The sequence below is a fragment of the Pseudomonas sp. GW821-FHT02A08 genome (assembly GCF_059422045.1).
Genome location: NZ_JBWKWD010000010.1, coordinates 82465 through 100103, shown reverse-complemented (window position 1 = coordinate 100103; position 17639 = coordinate 82465). Strand labels below are relative to the sequence as shown.

Genomic DNA, 17639 nt, shown 5'->3' with positions numbered 1-17639 from the left:
CATCAGACAACCGACACAAGTCCAATGTGGGAGCGGGCTTGCTCGCGAAGGCGTCTTAAATGACACAAAACAAAAGGCTGGCCGCTCTGGCACGGGCCTTGCGTACCCGTCATTCAGGAATTGCACTCAACCCTTCGCACCCGAAAGTCCAAAAGATCGAACAATAAAAATTAGAGAGGACTTATGACTACTTCTTCCACACAGCTCAAACCCACACTCGGCACCCTGCATTTATGGGGCATTGCCGTCGGCCTGGTGATTTCCGGCGAGTACTTCGGCTGGAGTTACGGCTGGGGCACCGCAGGCACACTGGGTTTTCTCGTCACCGCGTTGATGGTGGCGACGATGTACACCTGCTTCATCTTCAGCTTTACCGAACTGACGACGGCGATTCCCCACGCTGGCGGGCCGTTTGCCTACAGCCGCCGTGCCTTTGGCGAGAAAGGCGGGTTGATCGCCGGCATCGCCACCTTGATCGAATTCGTCTTTGCACCACCGGCCATCGCCATGGCCATCGGCGCCTACCTCAACGTGCAATACCCGGAACTTGACCCAAAAATCGCCGCCGTTGGCGCCTATTTCGTATTCATGGGCCTGAATATCCTCGGCGTCAGCATCGCGGCCACCTTCGAATTGGTGGTCACCGTGCTGGCGGTCGCTGAATTGCTGGTGTTCATGGGCGTGGTCGCACCGGGCTTCAGCTTCAGTAACTTCGTGCTCAATGGCTGGTCAGGTTCGAACGAGTTCACGATGGGCTCGATTCCCGGGATTTTTGCAGCGATCCCCTTTGCGATCTGGTTCTTCCTCGCCATCGAAGGCGCGGCCATGGCCGCCGAAGAAGCCAAGGACCCGAAACGCACGATCCCCAAGGCCTACGTCAGCGGCATTCTGACCCTGGTGTTCCTGGCCATCGGCGTGATGGTGATGGCCGGTGGCGTCGGCGACTGGCGTCAACTGTCGAACATCAACGATCCGTTGCCCCAGGCGATGAAAGCCGTGGTCGGCAATAATTCGACCTGGATGCACATGCTGGTATGGATCGGCCTGTTCGGCCTGGTGGCAAGTTTCCACGGGATCATTCTTGGCTATTCACGGCAGTTCTTCGCCCTGGCTCGCGCCGGTTACCTGCCCAAGGGGCTGGCCAAACTTTCGCGCTTCCAGACCCCGCATCGGGCGATCCTGGCCGGCGGCGTGATCGGCATCGCGGCAATCTACAGCGACGGCCTGGTCAACCTGCAAGGCATGACCCTGACGGCGGCGATGATCACCATGTCGGTATTCGGCGCCATCGTGATGTACATCATCAGTATGCTGAGCCTGTTCAAGCTGCGTAAGACCGAACCGAACCTGGAGCGCACCTTCCGCGCGCCGGGCTATCCGATCGTGCCGGGGATCGCGTTGTTCCTGGCGGTGGTGTGCCTGGTGGCGATGGCCTGGTTCAACACCCTGATCGGCCTGGTTTTCCTCGGCTTCATGGTTGCCGGTTACCTGTACTTCCAGTTGACCGCCAGGCAACGTTCCGAGGCACCGGCAGACGCTATGCTCGAAGGTATATGAGATGCACCGGCGCCGGGCCCACTGCCCGGCGCCTGCATTATTGAAGTGCATGCAATTGCCCTGTGGGAGCGGGCTTGCTCGCGAAGGCGTCGTGTCAGTCGGCATCCATTTTGAATGACACACCGTAATCGCGAGCAAGCCCGCTCCCACAGGAAGAGCAGATTGCAGTAATTATTGGAGGACACCGCCCCATGGCCACATTCGCCCATACCGTCGGCGCCCAGACTTACCGCTTCGACAGCCTCAAGGAAGTGATGGCCAAGGCCAGCCCGGCCCGCTCCGGAGATTTTCTGGCCGGCGTCGCCGCGCTCAACGATGGCGAGCGGGTGGCCGCACAGATGGTTTTGGCCGACACTCCGCTAAGCCACTTTCTGCAGGAAGCACTGATCCCCTACGAATCCGATGAAGTCACCCGACTGATCATCGATACCCACGACAAACAAGCCTTCGCGGTCGTCAGCCACCTCACCGTCGGCGGCTTTCGCGACTGGCTGCTCAGCGATGCCGCCGACGAGCAGGTCCTGCGCTCCCTCGCCCCCGGCCTCACCCCGGAAATGGCCGCCGCTGTGTCGAAGATCATGCGCGTGCAGGATCTGGTGCTGGTGGCGCAAAAAATCCGCGTGGTTACGCAGTTTCGCGGCACCCTGGGCCTGCGCGGTCGACTGTCCACGCGCCTGCAACCGAATCACCCCACCGACGAACCGGCCGGCATCGCCGCGAGCATTCTCGACGGCCTGCTGCACGGCAATGGCGATGCCATGATCGGCATCAACCCAGCCACTGACAGCATCGCCTCGATCTGCGCCATGCTGGAGATGCTCGACGCAATCATCCAGCGCTACGACATTCCGACCCAGGCTTGCGTGCTGACCCATGTCACCACCTCGATCGAAGCGGTCAATCGCGGCGTGCCGTTGGACCTGGTGTTCCAGTCGATCGCTGGCACCGAAGCAGCCAACGCCAGTTTCGGCATCAACCTCAATATATTGCAGGAAGGTTACGACGCAGGATTGAGCCTCAATCGCGGCACGCTGGGCCAGAACCTGATGTACTTCGAAACCGGCCAGGGCAGCGCTCTGTCGGCCAACGCCCATCATGGCGTCGATCAGCAAACCTGCGAAACCCGGGCTTACGCCGTGGCGCGGCATTTCAAACCGTTCCTGGTCAATACCGTCGTCGGCTTCATCGGCCCGGAATACCTGTACAACGGCAAACAGATCATCCGCGCTGGCCTGGAAGACCACTTCTGCGGCAAATTGCTCGGTGTGCCCATGGGTTGCGACATCTGCTACACCAACCACGCCGAAGCCGACCAGGATGACATGGACACCTTGCTGACCCTGCTGGGTGTCGCCGGGATCAACTTCATCATGGGCATCCCCGGCTCCGACGACATCATGCTCAACTACCAGACCACCTCGTTCCACGATGCGCTCTACGCCCGGCAGACCCTGGGCCTGAAGCCCGCACCGGAATTCGAGCAGTGGCTGGCGAAAATGGGCATCTTCACTCAAGCCGATGGCAGGGTTCTCTTCGGCGACAGCCTGCCGCCAGCCTTCCGGCAGGCCTTGGCGCAACTGGGATGAGCATTGACATGGATAAACTACCCTTCGATCCACACAACCCCTGGCTGGAACTGCGGCGCCTGACGCCGGCGCGAATCGCTCTGGGCCGCACCGGCACCAGCATTCCCACCCACGCGCAACTGGACTTCCAATATGCCCACGCTCAGGCGCGGGATGCGGTGCACTTGCCGTTTGACCATTGCTCCCTCGGCGCGCAATTGGTTGAACGCGATCGCGAGTGTCTTTTGCTGCACAGTGCGGCGACGGATCGCAACACGTACCTGCAACGCCCCGATCTGGGGCGAAAACTCAGTGATGCCTCGGCGCAGACCCTTCGTGATTACGCGACTGCCCATCCGGGAGGCGTGGATCTGGTGATCGTGGTCGCCGACGGCCTGTCGGCACTGGCCGTTCATCGCCATACCCTGCCGTTTCTGGCGCGTTTCGAAGAGCAAATGGCCTGCGACAGCTGGACTGTTGCGCCAGTCGTACTCGTGGAGCAGGGCCGGGTGGCCGTCGCCGATGAAATCGGTGAGTTGCTTGGCGCAAAAATGACCGTGATCCTCATCGGCGAACGCCCTGGCCTCAGTTCTCCTGACAGCCTGGGTTTATATTTCACCTACAATCCCAAGGTCGGCCTTACCGATGCCTACCGTAATTGCATCTCCAATGTCCGGCTCGAAGGCCTGAGCTATGGCATGGCGGCACACCGTTTGCTGTATTTGATGCGCGAAGCCTGCCGGCGGCAGTTGTCAGGGGTGAACCTGAAGGACGAAGCGCAGGTTCAAACACTGGAATCGGACACGGGAGGCGACATGAAAGGAAATTTCCTGCTCAGCCCGCCGAATGCCTGAACCGCTTGCGCATTGCACATTCGTACCAGTTTCAGGCAGGATCGTTGCGCGGCCGCCAAGGGTTTCCCATCGCCGTCAGAGACGTAAGACAGCCACTTGAAGACGAGACCTACCATGCGGATTATTCAAGCGACCCTCGAACACCTGGACCTGCTGACTCCGTTGTTCGTCAAATATCGCGAGTTTTATGGTTCCCTGCCGTATCCGGACTCGTCCCGGGCGTTCCTCGAAAAACGCCTGCGTCGCAAGGAATCGGTGATCTATCTGGCGCTGTCGGATGACGACAGCAACAAACTGATGGGCTTCTGCCAGCTCTACCCGAGCTTCTCTTCGCTTTCGCTCAAGCGTGTATGGATCCTCAACGATATTTATGTCGCCGAGGACGCCCGCCGCCAGTTGGTAGCCGACAACCTGATCCGCACCGCAAAAAAAATGGCCAAGGAAACCAATGCCGTGCGCATGCGTGTTTCCACCAGCAGCAACAACGAAGTCGCGCAGAAAACCTACGAGTCCATCGGATTCAAGGAAGACACCGAATTCAAGAACTATGTGCTGCCGATCAGCGACGAACTCTGAATCACCTGCACCCTGCTCGCGATGGCGTCGACCGGATTACACGGGTCCAACGAGGCAACGGCATCGCGAGCAGGCTCGCTCCCACCCGATCGTTATCAAACATCAGCCCTGTGATGACATTCCCCGCTACAATCTCGACGCGATTTTCACCAATCGCCTCGTATAATCCCGATATTCCCGGCTTGTAAGAAAAACTACCCCTATCCGTAGTCTTACGCGAAGTCAACCGCACAGGCCTGCCGAGTCGGGCCGTCACCATAGGTGCTATCCATGGATTTCAACCCGATCGACATTGTCCTGCATCTCGACGTCTACCTCGACATGCTTGTAACCAACTACGGGGCATGGATCTACGCCATTCTGTTCATGGTGATCTTCTGTGAAACGGGCCTGGTGGTCATGCCCTTCCTGCCGGGCGACTCCCTGCTGTTCATCGCCGGCGCCGTGGCGGCCGGTGGCGGCATGGACCCGGTACTGCTCGGCGGTCTGCTGATGCTGGCGGCGATCCTGGGCGACAGCACCAACTACATCATCGGACGAACGGCGGGTGAAAAGCTGTTCAGCAATCCGGACTCGAAGATCTTCCGTCGTGACTACCTGCAACAAACCCACGACTTCTACGACAAGCATGGCGGCAAAACCGTGACCCTGGCGCGCTTCCTGCCGATCATCCGTACTTTTGCACCGTTCGTCGCCGGCGTGGGGAAAATGCCTTATCCGCGCTTCTTCGCCTTCAGCGTGCTGGGCACCATCCTGTGGGTCGGCGGCCTGGTGACGCTCGGTTACTTCTTTGGCAACGTACCGTTCATCAAAAAGAACCTGTCGCTACTAGTAGTCGGCATCATCCTGATCTCCCTGGTGCCGATGATCATTGGCATGGTGCGTAACCGCCTCGCCGGGTCGAACTCCAAAGCCGAATCGCGCTGACACGATGTGGTCCCTGAGCACCTGGCGTCGCCGGCGCACCCTGGCAAAGCACCCGATTGCCGATGACATGTGGCAACGGGTGCGCCATCACCTGAGTTTTCTCGATGGCATCAGCACCGCCGAAGACCAGTGGCTGCGCGAAGCCTGCGTGCTGTTCCTCGAAGACAAGCACCTGAGCGCCCTGCCCGGTGTCGAACTGCATCAGGAACAACGCTTGCTGCTCGCTGCCCAGGCGCAACTGCCGCTGCTGCACCTCGGCGACCTGAACTGGTATCAGGGCTTCCACGAAATCATCCTCTACCCCGACGACTTCCTCAGCCCCCAGCGCTATCGCGATGCCAGCGGCGTCGAGCACGAATGGGACGCAGAGCACAGCGGAGAAGCCTGGCAGCAAGGCCCGATCATCCTCGCCTGGCCCGGTGTAATGGCCAGTGGTGGCTGGGAAGGCTACAACCTGGTGATCCACGAACTGGCGCACAAGCTCGACATGCTCAACGGCGTCGCCAACGGCCTGCCGCCGCTGCATGCCGACATGCGCGTCAGCGACTGGGCCAGCGTCATGCAAGAGGCCTACAACGACCTCGACCGGCAACTGGAACGCAATCCCGATGCCGAAACTGCCATCGACCCTTATGCCGCAGAGAACCCTGCCGAGTTCTTCGCCGTCACCAGCGAATACTTCTTCAGCGCCCCGGATTTGCTGCACGAGGCTTATCCACAGGTGTACCAGCAGTTGAAGCTGTTCTATCGCCAGGACCCGCTGGCGAGATTGAAGCAACTTCAGGCGCATGACCCTGTCTATCAGGCACACCAGTGAGTGCCATACGACTTCTGGTCCATGGCGTCGACACAGGAATATGCCTATAATCGCCGCCACTTTTTGGTCAATCCGGCCAAGTGTTTTTGGTCAACTAACGGGGGCAACGCCCAATGAGCTACAGCAAGATTCCGGCTGGCAAAGACCTGCCGAACGACATCTACGTCGCTATCGAGATTCCGGCCAACCACGCGCCGATCAAATACGAAATCGACAAAGACAGCGATTGCCTGTTCGTTGACCGTTTCATGGCCACCCCAATGTTCTACCCGGCCAACTACGGTTACATCCCGAACACCCTGGCTGACGACGGTGATCCCCTCGACGTGCTGGTCGTAACCCCTTACCCGGTTGCTCCAGGTTCGGTGATCCGCGCCCGTCCGGTCGGCATCCTGAACATGACCGACGACGGCGGCGGCGATGCCAAAGTCATCGCAGTCCCACACGACAAGCTGTCCCAGCTGTACGTCGACGTGAAGGAATACACCGACCTGCCACCACTGCTGATCCAGCAGATCGAGCACTTCTTCGCGAACTACAAAGATCTCGAAAAAGGCAAATGGGTGAAGATCGAAGGCTGGGCCGGTGCAGATGCCGCCCGCGACGCAATCACCAAGTCGGTTGCTGCCTATAAAGGTTAAGAGCAGTCGCGAGCTTCAAGCGACAAGCTGCAAGAAAAACCCCGGTTGATCCGGGGTTTTTTGTGGGTGCTTGATTCGTACGCCAAACACAGTGTTTAACCATGCTCGATCTCGGTTTTTGTTTGTTTAAAATTCCCCAAGAGCGTCTTACATCCGGTCGTAAATTTCCCGCGAAATTTGAACGAGGCGTTTATTCAAACCCTTGTTAGCCGCCAGTAGACTCGCGCTCATGAAAAAGAACACTAGCGGCCCACGCTTCAAGGCTCTCCTCGAAGCAGCGAACATCACGACCACCGGATTTGCCGAATTCCTGGATACGGCTCCGCAAAATGTACATAACTGGTACACCCGTGGTGTGCCCGCCCATTGCATGGAAGAGGTCGCCAGAAAACTGTCCGTCAGCAGCGACTGGCTGAAAACCGGCGAAGGCTCGAAAGATGCACAACACCTGCGCCTGCTCGACGAAACCGGCAACACCTTCGATGCCCAGACTATCCGCGGTGTCTATACGGTCATCGAGCCTGTCGACGTCGAACTGCCATTCCTCAAGGAAGCTGTCACCGCCCCGGGCTCCAACAAAACCCACGTCATGGAAGACCCCGAGCAATCCATCCGCCTGCCCCGCAGCCACCTCGACTCCCTGGAAATCAACCACGCCGACGCCGTCTGCGCCCTTATGAGCGGCAACAGCATGGGAGAAAAAATCGAAGATGGTTCGACCCTGGCGATTGACCGTGGCCTGACCCAGATTGTCGATGGCGAGATCTACGCCATCGAACATGACGGCATGCTGCGCATCAAGTACCTGCACCGTCTACCGGGCAACTCCCTGCGACTGCGCAGCCACAACCGCGCCGAATACCCGGATGAAATCTTCCGGGCTGCACAAATCGAAGAGCAGAACATCAGGGTGCTGGGCTGGGTGTTCTGGTGGTCTACCCTGAACAAACGACGGCCGACGGTGCCATTTCTTTAAGCACTCCAGAAAGCCCATCGGCCACCCACCCGGGTGGCCAAACGGCTCTGCCCGGCACTTCCCGCTGGGAATTTCCATCAAACCTGCGTATGCTGCGCCCCACATTTGCGCATCGAACCGCCCTGCGGCTCAGATGCGCTGGCCTGGCAGATGACTTTCTCACCAGGTCCCACAGCCGGACGCAAGATCCGGGTGTACGTTTTGAAGGCTGGCGCGGTTTACCAAAAATGATCCAAGCCAGTCCCCGAGAAGCCGGCCACAAGCCGGCTTTTTAATGCCTGAAAGAAAGTGAACCGCCCAGAACCTGCATTTGTCGCAGCACTGCTGCGACAAATAAAAAACGAATAGTGTCAGCACTGCTGTCCCTTTCCCCTCAGGGATAACTAAACCCCTTCACCAACGTCAACTCTCCCACCGCGCGCATCGGCACCAGGAACGTCTCCATCTTCTCGCTCGGCGTGCCTTCCTCGGTAATCACCGTCACCTGCGCAGTGGTCAGCGCTTGTACCGCGTCTTCCTGCCCTTCCTCATCACTGCTGTAGCCGCCACCGAAGTAGTTCACATACACCAGATACTGCCCCTTGATCGGTGCAGGCATGGCGAAGATTTCCGGGCCGTAGCCGGTGGTGACGTCGACGTCGAGCGTGGCGCCGTTGGGGGCGACGCGGTCGCCGTACCAGATGTGCGCGCCGTCGGGGGTGATCAGGTGCAGGTCGAGGTCGGTGTTGTCGCTGTCCCACGCCAGCAAGACGCGCAACTTGGCCGGGGTTGCACCGCCGCTGCTGTTGAGAAATTGCGTGCGCTGACGTTGTTGGCCATCGGGGCTGCGAACCTCGACGCTGTTGCTGCCGTTGGGGAATGAGAACGGGCGATCGAAGCGGCCGGCCGGGTCTATTTTCAGCGGCATGCTCACGCCGTTGACGATCAGACGGCCGGGTTCTGTGGATTTGGCTGTGGCTTTGATCTGCCCGCTGATGCGAGCGGTGTTGGCCTGCCCTGCCGGGGTATTCACCGACGAGGCCGGGTAGTTGACGGTCTGCCGGAAGTTTTCCCCTTCGCCCTCGGGTGCGCCGGTGCGCCAGCCACCTGCGGGGGTATCGAGTTTGACGCTGTCAGCCGCCATCACCGATGGCAACGCCAGCAGCGAGCAGAGCAACAGCAAGACCTGTGGATAACGGAGTTTCATGGACTATTCCAGCAAGAGGTGGCGGGCGAGCCCTTCGATGTAGGTTTCATCCTGGCCGTTGGGGTGTGCTTCGAAGGCCAGGTGCAGGTATTCGTGGGTCAGGTCGAGGCGGTCTTGCAGTGTCTGCGCGCCACGCACGTAGATGCGCTGGCGTTCGCGGTCGACATAGGGACGGCCGAAGGCCAGGCGGCAGACGGCGAAGGTGCTGACTTCGTTGTAGCCGACCTCGCCTTCCAACCGCGCACGCCAGCCGCGCCGTTGTTTCTGCAGCCAGTCTTGCGCGGCGGGCAACGCTTCGCAGGACGCGACCGGGTTGTCCCAGCGACTGAGACTGGCGCGTGGGTAGGCGTGCAGCAGGATGGCGTCGTAGCGCTGGCCGGCACGGGCCTGTTCGACGGCTTGCTGCCAGGACAGCCTGTCCGGGCCGGGTTGATCGGAATGGTAAGTAACGGTACTTCCAGCCAGCACCAGGTCGCTGGTCCACGCGGCGATGTCGCGCGCCCCGGACGACGCCGGTCGCGGTGCGACCCGCTGACGGCTGCTGCTGTCGTCGATGCTCAGGCATTCACCGCTGCGCGTAGCGTTTTGCAGCAGATAGGTGCGGATGGCCACGGCCAGGGCTTTGGCGGCCTCGACCGGTTCGGCAGTGGCTTCGCGCTGGAGAACGCGGGCAACGTACTCTTCGCGATCCAGCCGGGCGACAAGCTTGTCGTTCAGCAGAAACAGTTCGCCGTCGCCATGAATATCCAGCCCATTGCCGTTGGCGAATTCAACGCGGTAGTCACCCTGCAATGCCCCGGAAGTCACTGCGGTGCCTCCTGACAGCACGCGCCGAAGTGGATAGCGGGAGAACAGGTCGACTTCTACGCACCGCCCTGCATCCGCAGGCCATGCAACAGGAATCACGGTAGACAGTGCCTGCGCGTAATCTCGAAGAACCCGTTGACTGGTGCCGCGCCCGCCGGCCCAGACCGGTATACCGTCCGCCGTCCAACCGGCAAACCCGCCCTGACGCGATGTTGCATCCTGATCCGCCAGCCAGCTCCAGGTCTTCACCCGCAGGCGGCTGCCGAGTTCGCCGACGACATGGCCATCGGCGGCATTGAGCACCACATCGAGCAACACACGTCGGGCTTGAGCCTGCGCCGGCAGCACGGCCAACACCTTCAACAGTTCTGCTACCGAAACCCGGGTAGCCGGTTGCAACGAAGGCAAATCGAGCAACCATTGCGGCGCCTGCCGCGTCTGCCAATAGGCTCGCCAGTCGGCATCTGCGATGCCCAACCGCGCAGGTTCGAAATACAGACCGCATGATTTCACCAAGGCCTGATCACGCTCGACCCTGCCGCCCGCCGTGCAGCAATACACCTCTTCTTTCGACTGCCCGCGGCATTCATAAGCCGGCTCACGCGCGCCGGTGTCCACCAGCCAGGCGTAGACGAACAACTTCCACACACTGCCCAGTGGCGTCTGCAAAGTCGGCGGCAACGACTCGCGGGCAATCACCTGCGTTCGGCCGAGCGACAACAAGTCGCCCTTGAAGGCCAGGCGCAAAGGTTCGTCCTGCGCCGTTGCCAGCACAGGGATCAAACACAGCAACCCAGCTATCAGCAGCCTGTGCACGTCAGTGAACCGTGACCTGGCCAAGGGCTGCCTTTTGTTCCAACGCCTGATGCTGCGGCGCATAAACCTGAGTGAAACGCACCGGCGGCAAGTTGAACTGCCCCTTCTGCGAGAAACGCACCAGATGCCGCAGGCGCAATTCGCCACTCAATGCATCGACCGGAACGGCATAAGCCATTTGCCCCGGTTCGAATCGCGCCTTCTCCAGCGATGTCGGTTCGGTGCCAGCCTTGCCCATGAGCTTGATGCCCCAGGTCGTACGCTCGACATCGGCGCCCGGCGGCAGCGGCACTTCCAGCAGGCCATAGCGCAGCGGTTTGGCGGCTTTGCTGGTGACAATCACTTCGTCAAGATAGAGGTTGTCGCTGGACAGCGGCGCGTTGCCGACCGCTTCGAGTTTGAAAGTGAAAGCCTCATCCCCCGGCACCAGTCGCGACAGGCGACGGGTGATGGTCACGGCCATCGGATCGACCGCCGGCTGTTGGCTGCGGTAGCTCAATGCAGCGCGCAGCGGACGCTCTTGCACCCCGGCCAGCGTCAATACCGTCGGCACTGGTGCAGGCCCCTGCCACGTCCAATACATCTCACCAGAAACCCCGTACTGCTTCTTCCAGCCTTCACCCGGGGCCAATGCAATGGTGGGCGATGCCTGCTCGATACTGCGTTGCAGCCAGGTGAGCGCTAACGCACGTTCCAGGGTCGATTGCTGTGGCAACAGACGTTGCAGCAAGGCCTGGGCGTGAGCCTGATCGAAGGGTTGCAGCGACAGGTTCAGCGCTTCGGCAATCGGCTGGGAACTGACCGCCAGACGTTGCTGCGCGTCGGCCAGTTGCCGATTGAACGCGTCCGGCAAAGCGACCTTCGCCTGCCTTGCCAGCGATGCCGTCAGCACCCGTGCGGCCGCCAGCCCCAAGGCGGAATCCGGATCGCTCATGACCAGGCTGTCTTCGCCGTCTTCCATCAGATTCGCGGCGGTGCCCTCGCCCGCTTTCGCCAGGTCGTCCATCAAGCCACTGAGCAAGGTGTTGACCGGCAACTGCATCTGTTTGGCGAACGACAGGATCAGTGCCCGCTGCAACAGCGGCGTGTTCTTCGCCTGCTTGGCGTAGACCTCCAGCACCCGCTGCCAATGCTCCGGCGGCAGGCTCAGTTCCAATACCTGGCTGGCATGCCAGTCGGCGTAATAGGCGTAGGCGGTGAGGAAGGCATCCGGTTCGCCGTCCATGCCCCACCAAGTGAAGCTCGCCGAAGGGCCGGCCATTTGAACCAGGCGCAAGCGGCTGTTTTGCATGATCAGGCGCAGGCGATCGCGGACCTGCGGATTCGCCGCCAACGTCGGGTAGGCGATGCTCAACGGCAGCAGGCCGCTGGCGGTCTGCTCGACGCCACCGTAGGGGTAGCTCAACAGATCGTCGAGGGCAGAACGGAACAACGCTTGCGGACTGTCGTCCAGACGCAGGCGGATATCACTGGCATCTGCCGGCAGCATCAGCGGCGTATCGCCCTCACCCGCATCAAGACTCTGGGTTTGAATCACCTGCCAGCCTTCACCGGTCGCGCTCAGGCGCACCGCCAGGGCGTCAGCGGTTTTGCCATCCTGCACCAGTTCGGCGCTCCACTCGCCATTGGCCAGTTCAAAGGGCGGCAACGGGATGTAGTTGATGCCGCTGTTCAGGGTCACGGGCACACGCTGTTCGTTGCCGGCGTAACGGGTCACCAGTTCGGCCTTGACCGGTTTCTCGGCCTGGCTGAAAGCGAACACACCGAGCTCCGGCTTGTCGCCGGCGCGGAATCGGGTCGGACCGCTCCACTTCAGGTACAGCGGTTTTTCCGAGCGTACGAATTGCTTCTTCTGCCCGACCTGACCGTCATCGGCGATGGCCCTGGCGGTGATACGCCAGCGGGTCAGGGAGTCGGGCATCTTGAAGGTGAAGCGGGTTTTGCCGTTGGCATCAGTCAGCAATTCAGGTTGCCAGGCAGCCGTGTCGACATCCTCGCGACGCGGCCGCTCCAGCACTTTCACGCCGCGCTCACTGCGATTGGCTTTGCCCGGTGCACCGGGGCTGCCCGGCAAGGCAACGTCATAACTGATGAACGACAAACTGGCACTGGTGCGCACGTTGTTGCGACGTGGGTGATAGAAGAACTGGTCGATGCTCGGCGCGACTTCCGGTTGCAGGGCGTAGACCATTTCATCGACCACGCTGACCGTCAGGTGTGCGGGAATCGCTTTGCCGGCGAACCGGGTGGTCAGGTCCACCGAGACGGTTTCTCCCGGCTGATAGGTTTCCTTATCCGTGGTGATGGCCACGTCGATCTGTGGCGTGACCACCTTGATGCCGGCGTTCTGGAAACTGTACTGGCCACCCTTGGTGTACAGCACCGAGAAGGTCAGGTTCGGCGCGAAACCGTCCTTCACCGGGATGCGCGCCCGGTATTGGGTATCGCTGAGTTTTTCCATCTTCAGCCACTCGCCGCCCTTGGACAGCAACGCAGTGGCTTCGACCTTGTCCCGCTCCAGAGACAGCAGCGCATCGCTCACTGGCTCGGGGAAGGTGATCAGTGCCAGCGCTTCATCGCCTGCGATGTACTCGGGCTTGTCGAGGACGATTTCCACGGTGCCGGGTACGGCTTTGACACCGTCGCCGGTGACCGAATGCCCGGTGGCGCCAACCACGCGACCGTGGTCATCCTTGAGTGTCAGGTTGTAGGTGCCCGGTCGGTCAAAGGCCAGCGTGAAGCTTTTGTCGGTTGCCGTGAGTTTGCCTTCGCCGGTGCTCTGGTCTTCCAGTCGTACCCAGCCGTAGCTGCCCGGTGTAACAGCCTGCGCCTGCTCGCCTTCGCGGGTGTAGCTGAACGCAACCTTGTCGCCCACCGCGCTGAAGCGCTGAGGTGCGCTCAAGCGGAAGTTCGCCGCGCCACGGTCGATGAGGATTTCCTTGGTGGTCTTGACCCGATACGCCGCGCCGTCGCTGGCAAACACCGTGAGCATGTAGCGACTCGGTTTGTCCGCTGCCGGCAAGTCGAGGGACGCGTTGCCCTTGGCGTCGGTGGTCAATTCGGTGCTGGTCAGCTCCACCGGAAATTGTCCGAGGTATTGCAGTTCGTTGTCGACCATCGATAGCTGTTGGGCGCGCAGACTCAGGCTCAATTTGGCATTGGCCACCGGTTTTCCGTCCGGGTACAGCAGCACCAGGTTGCCCTTGACCGGTTCGCCAGTACGGTAATCCTGCTTGGCCAGATTGAGCGAAATCTCGAAGTGCGGCTTGATGTAATCAGCGACGCGAAAGGCGCTGCTGTAGGCCTGATCCTTGTAGTTGAAACGCAGTTCATAACCACCGGCCACGGCGTTATCGGGCAACTGGAATCGGCCCTGGGTGCCAGCCTTGGAGTCAAGCTTCAGATCGAGGGATTGCAGCGCCGTGCCGGTCGCATCCAGCACGGTCACATTGACGTCGGCCGCACTTGGCTGCACCGAGTCCCGGGCATTCTTGAACTCCCGCCCGACGATTTTCAGCGACACCCAATCCCCCGGCCGATACAGCGGCCGGTCGGTGAAGGCATAGAGCTTGGTGTCGTAGATTTCGCTGTCGTAGTAGAAATTCTCGGAGACGAACACCCCACCCTCTTCGTCCTCGCCGATCACGAACGAACGCTCGGGGCTGACGTGTTTCAGGCGCAGCAAGCCGTCGGTATCGGTGGCGCCGCTGCTCATCACGCCGAGGCCATCGGTCCACAGCACATTGACCTTCGGCACCGAGCTGCCTTCGTGTTTGCGCGCGGCCCACACCAGCAATTCGTCACCGGCGATCTTGCTCACCGCCACGGTGTTGGAGACGAACACCATGGTGGTCGCGCGGTACTTGCCGATCAGCGCTTCCACCAGATAAAGACCCGGTTTGAGATTGCCCAACGGGATGTACACGTTGCCCGGCGCGACACTGACGAATTCACTGGAAGACCCGGCCAGGTTCACCCCGGCAGGTGGCTGTATCGGCTTGGCCTGCCACAACGGATAACGGAACTGGCTGACCACCGGCAGACCCGGTATCAGCGCGAATTGCGGCTGTGCATCGTAGGGCGTTGGCGCGGCCATCGCATTGCCCATCTTCAGTTCCGGCACTTCCTCGGTGACTTGTTTACGCGACTCGTAGGAAAACGCCCGCTGCATCACCCGACGGGACTTGCGATACCAGTTGTCCCACAGATAAGCGAGGGTATTGGACAGGCCTTCACCCTTGAACTGGCCATCGCTGACCACTCGATGCAGGTTCTTCTGGCGCTTGAGGAAATCCAGCGGTTTGTCGATGCGATACACCCGAATGTCGGCGCCGCCGTAGGGTTCCATGCGAAACCGGCGATAGTCGCGGCCCGGCGCTTCGAGTCGCACCATCGCCTGTTCATCGCTGGCAAAGCTGCTGTCGGCCAGCAGGAAAAAACTCTCGCCGGCCACTGGCGTATAGCCGCTGGATGGAACGCTGTCTTCGGCGTGAACAGCTGAGAATGGCAATACCAATACCAACATCAGGGACAGATAACGCAGCATGCGGGCACCGGTCATTGGGAGAGAAAATTCAGTCGATAGACGCCGATGAAGTTGGGGTTGGCTGCATCGGGTATCCATCGGGTGTCCTTCCATGTCATGAGTTGCTGCAGGCTTGCCGAACGCATGCCGTTGTCGGTGGGTGTGGTGGTGCCGGTGTGATAGGCGATGTAGCGGCCCATCCAGATCATCAGGTGCTGGTCGTCACCCTGATCGAAAAACATCAGGTCGCCGGGGCGTGCTTGAGACACATCGCGGCTGACCAGATGGCTGTTGAACTGGATCAATTTGATCGCATTGACGTACGGCCCGACCTTGCCGCCGCCCTGCTGCCATTGCTGGGCAAGACCGCGCTGGTCATCACTCAACGGCAGCTCCGGCGGCAGGTAACGATTGGACAGGCCATTGCTGCGCAGCCATTTGTCGTCATGGACTTTCAGCGCTTCGTTAGCGGCGAAGCGCACCAGTCCGGCGCAATCCTGCTGATACCAGCGCGGGCTCGGGCCCTGGCTCAATTGTTCCTGGGCGATGCGCACGAACCAGGCGCGGAACACCTGGGATTGCTGCGGGTCGAGCGGCGGTGTCTCGACAGCCCGGGCACCGGTGCTCAGCAACAACGCCAACAGGCCGAGACTGCGGATCAATGCCGTCACAGGGCTTTCCACTCCAGTGGCAGCCACTGCCAGTGGCCGTCGGGCTCGCTGCCTTCGGGCAATGTCAGGGCATATTTGCCGTAGCCGCCGAGCTTGCGCAGTTTCGGGATCAGGTAGGTTTGTGCTGCGTTGTAGAACACCGGTTCCATGTCCTGGGGCAGACTGTCGAGGGTTTCCTGCTGCATCAGTTGCGCCATCGAGTCCGGACCGAAATAGACCGGCATCAGCAGGTCTTTCGGTACCACGTCGGCCATCGGCGGGAAGCGTTTGTCGAGGGTACCGAGGGCCTTGTCCACGAGTTTGTCGTCGAGGGAAAACAGCAAGGTTGAACCATGCCGCGCCAGACTGACTTTCATGAACGCCTTACCGGTAATGGCATCGGGGGCTTCAGCTTCCTTGGCCGCATAAGGACCGAAACTGGAGCTGACCTGGCGTTGCCACTGATGGCTCTGGCCTTCCTGTTTTTCCACCACCGGGAATGCGCCTACTTCGACATTGCTCTCGTAGGCACCGACCATCGAGCCGAACAGGCTGCCCAAATCCCCATCGAGTTTGCCGCTGTCGTCATCGTTGAGGCTGGCCACCAGCAAGGGTGTGTACAACCGCGAATCGGCATACCAGCAAAGCCCCGCCGCGCCGGCCATTTGTTCGGTCAGCGTCTGGGCCACCTTCTCCTGCGCACCGAGTTTCACCAGCAGCGGTGTCTGTTGTTCGGCAGCCAGCGGCAACGCCACGCAAGCGCTGGCGCCCATGGGCATGGCTTGCCAGATCGGTTTGAAATCGAAGTCCGGCTGATTCTCCAGTTCATCCATGGCCAGGAAGCTGTGCCAGCCCTTGTCGTCCATGTCGAAACGCAGACCGGCGAAATTTGGAATGAAGCGCTGATACCCCATGGCCAACACACTGGCATTGACCGACAGACGTTGTTTCACCTCCGGCGCGCGCGGCGGCAGGCCGAAGGCTTCGGGGAACAGTTTGTCGCCATTGAGCAACGCGGCAATGGCCGTGGTCGACACGCTGCCCGGCTCCTCCGTTGCACCGCTCTGCGGATCGTAGAGTTTCGCCGGGTTGGACAGCACCACCAGTTTGTCGCCATGGGACGCGAACAGCAGCGCCTTGCTCGCGTTGTAACTGAGTTGATAGAACGCCACGTCGTCGGCACCGACTTTCACGTCAGCGACTTTGCTCAACTGCGAGTCGTCCAGCGCCACTTTGGCCAGCGGTTCCAGCACCTTGGCCAACCCGCCGCGATCCATCACCAGCAGGAAATCCTTGAGCCGCCCATCCGCCCCGCGCCACAACGCTACGTCGGCAGGCTGATCGAACAGTTGCTCGATCAAGGTGTCCTGCAGTTTCAGGTCATGTTCGTAAATGATCCGCCGCAAGCTGCCGATCAACCCCAGGCGGTCGACGTGGGTTTCGTAATAGAAGACGAAATCTTCGGTCAGGGTTTCCTTGAGGAACGGCACCGCCAGCAAGTCCTTGGGCAACTGGCTCAGGGAATGAGTTTCCAGCAGGCCATCGGGGCGGCTCATGCCCAGTTTGTCACTGGCCAACACAGGCGCCGGGGCCCTGGGCTTGTGCATGAACCACCCCAACCCACCGGCCACGCCAATGACCAGGCATATTCCGATCAGCAGCGTCGGCCAATGCAAGGAAGGTTTGGCCGCTGGTGCGCCAGCGGCCGGAGTAACAGTGCTATCACTCATGTTCACAAAACC

13 protein-coding genes are annotated in these 17639 nt (G+C 60.6%); 8 read left to right on the top strand and 5 right to left on the bottom strand.

The features are described 5' to 3' along the window. Positions 1 to 183 precede the first annotated feature (183 nt). The 8 genes from eat to AC07W4_RS10100 all read left to right on the top strand — a co-directional run bounded on the left by eat (position 184) and on the right by AC07W4_RS10100 (position 7913). Positions 184 to 1557, top strand: coding sequence for an ethanolamine permease (eat, locus tag AC07W4_RS10135; protein ID WP_495032314.1), 1374 nt, complete (start codon positions 184 to 186; stop codon positions 1555 to 1557). A 191-nt stretch (positions 1558 to 1748) separates the two neighbouring features. Further along, positions 1749 to 3143 (top strand): ethanolamine ammonia-lyase subunit EutB, encoded by a 1395-nt coding sequence (locus tag AC07W4_RS10130; RefSeq protein ID WP_495032313.1) that lies wholly within the window; start codon positions 1749 to 1751, stop codon positions 3141 to 3143. Between the two features lie 8 nt (positions 3144 to 3151). Further along, complete coding sequence (gene eutC / locus AC07W4_RS10125; RefSeq protein WP_495032312.1) at positions 3152 to 3976, top strand: ethanolamine ammonia-lyase subunit EutC; 825 nt, start codon at positions 3152 to 3154, stop codon at positions 3974 to 3976. Positions 3977 to 4090: 114 nt separating this feature from the next. Next, positions 4091 to 4552: a GNAT family N-acetyltransferase gene (locus AC07W4_RS10120; protein WP_007990572.1), complete on the top strand. Its 462-nt coding sequence runs from the start codon at positions 4091 to 4093 to the stop codon at positions 4550 to 4552. 270 nt (positions 4553 to 4822) lie between these two features. Next, positions 4823 to 5479 (top strand): DedA family protein, encoded by a 657-nt coding sequence (locus tag AC07W4_RS10115; RefSeq protein ID WP_008052342.1) that lies wholly within the window; start codon positions 4823 to 4825, stop codon positions 5477 to 5479. A 4-nt stretch (positions 5480 to 5483) separates the two neighbouring features. After that, entirely contained in the window at positions 5484 to 6296 is an 813-nt protein-coding gene (locus AC07W4_RS10110; RefSeq protein ID WP_495032311.1) for a M90 family metallopeptidase, read from the top strand. A 113-nt stretch (positions 6297 to 6409) separates the two neighbouring features. Next, a complete protein-coding gene (gene ppa / locus AC07W4_RS10105; RefSeq protein ID WP_008052339.1) occupies positions 6410 to 6937 on the top strand; it encodes an inorganic diphosphatase in 528 nt (175 codons plus the stop codon). Positions 6938 to 7166: 229 nt separating this feature from the next. Beyond that, a complete protein-coding gene (locus tag AC07W4_RS10100) occupies positions 7167 to 7913 on the top strand; it encodes a LexA family transcriptional regulator (RefSeq protein ID WP_495032310.1) in 747 nt (248 codons plus the stop codon). Positions 7914 to 8286: 373 nt separating this feature from the next. Here the strand turns inward: AC07W4_RS10100 and AC07W4_RS10095 are convergent, their stop codons facing one another. The 5 genes from AC07W4_RS10095 to AC07W4_RS10075 are packed head-to-tail and all read right to left on the bottom strand — an operon-like array spanning position 8287 to position 17627. Further along, on the bottom strand, positions 8287 to 9099 hold the full coding sequence (locus tag AC07W4_RS10095) for a YfaP family protein (protein ID WP_495032309.1): 813 nt from the start codon (positions 9097 to 9099) through the stop codon (positions 8287 to 8289). 3 nt (positions 9100 to 9102) lie between these two features. Next, positions 9103 to 10746, bottom strand: coding sequence for a DUF2300 domain-containing protein (locus AC07W4_RS10090; protein WP_495032308.1), 1644 nt, complete (start codon positions 10744 to 10746; stop codon positions 9103 to 9105). Next, positions 10724 to 15283, bottom strand: coding sequence for an alpha-2-macroglobulin family protein (locus tag AC07W4_RS10085; protein ID WP_495032307.1), 4560 nt, complete (start codon positions 15281 to 15283; stop codon positions 10724 to 10726). Before AC07W4_RS10085 ends, AC07W4_RS10090 begins: the two co-directional genes overlap by 23 nt. Then, complete coding sequence (locus tag AC07W4_RS10080; protein WP_495032306.1) at positions 15280 to 15918, bottom strand: DUF1175 domain-containing protein; 639 nt, start codon at positions 15916 to 15918, stop codon at positions 15280 to 15282. Before AC07W4_RS10080 ends, AC07W4_RS10085 begins: the two co-directional genes overlap by 4 nt. Further along, positions 15915 to 17627 carry a DUF2138 domain-containing protein gene (locus tag AC07W4_RS10075; protein ID WP_495032305.1) on the bottom strand — a complete coding sequence of 571 codons (1713 nt, stop codon included), beginning with the start codon at positions 17625 to 17627 and terminating at the stop codon, positions 15915 to 15917. The genes AC07W4_RS10080 and AC07W4_RS10075 overlap by 4 nt, the downstream gene beginning before the upstream one ends. Positions 17628 to 17639: the final 12 nt, after the last annotated feature.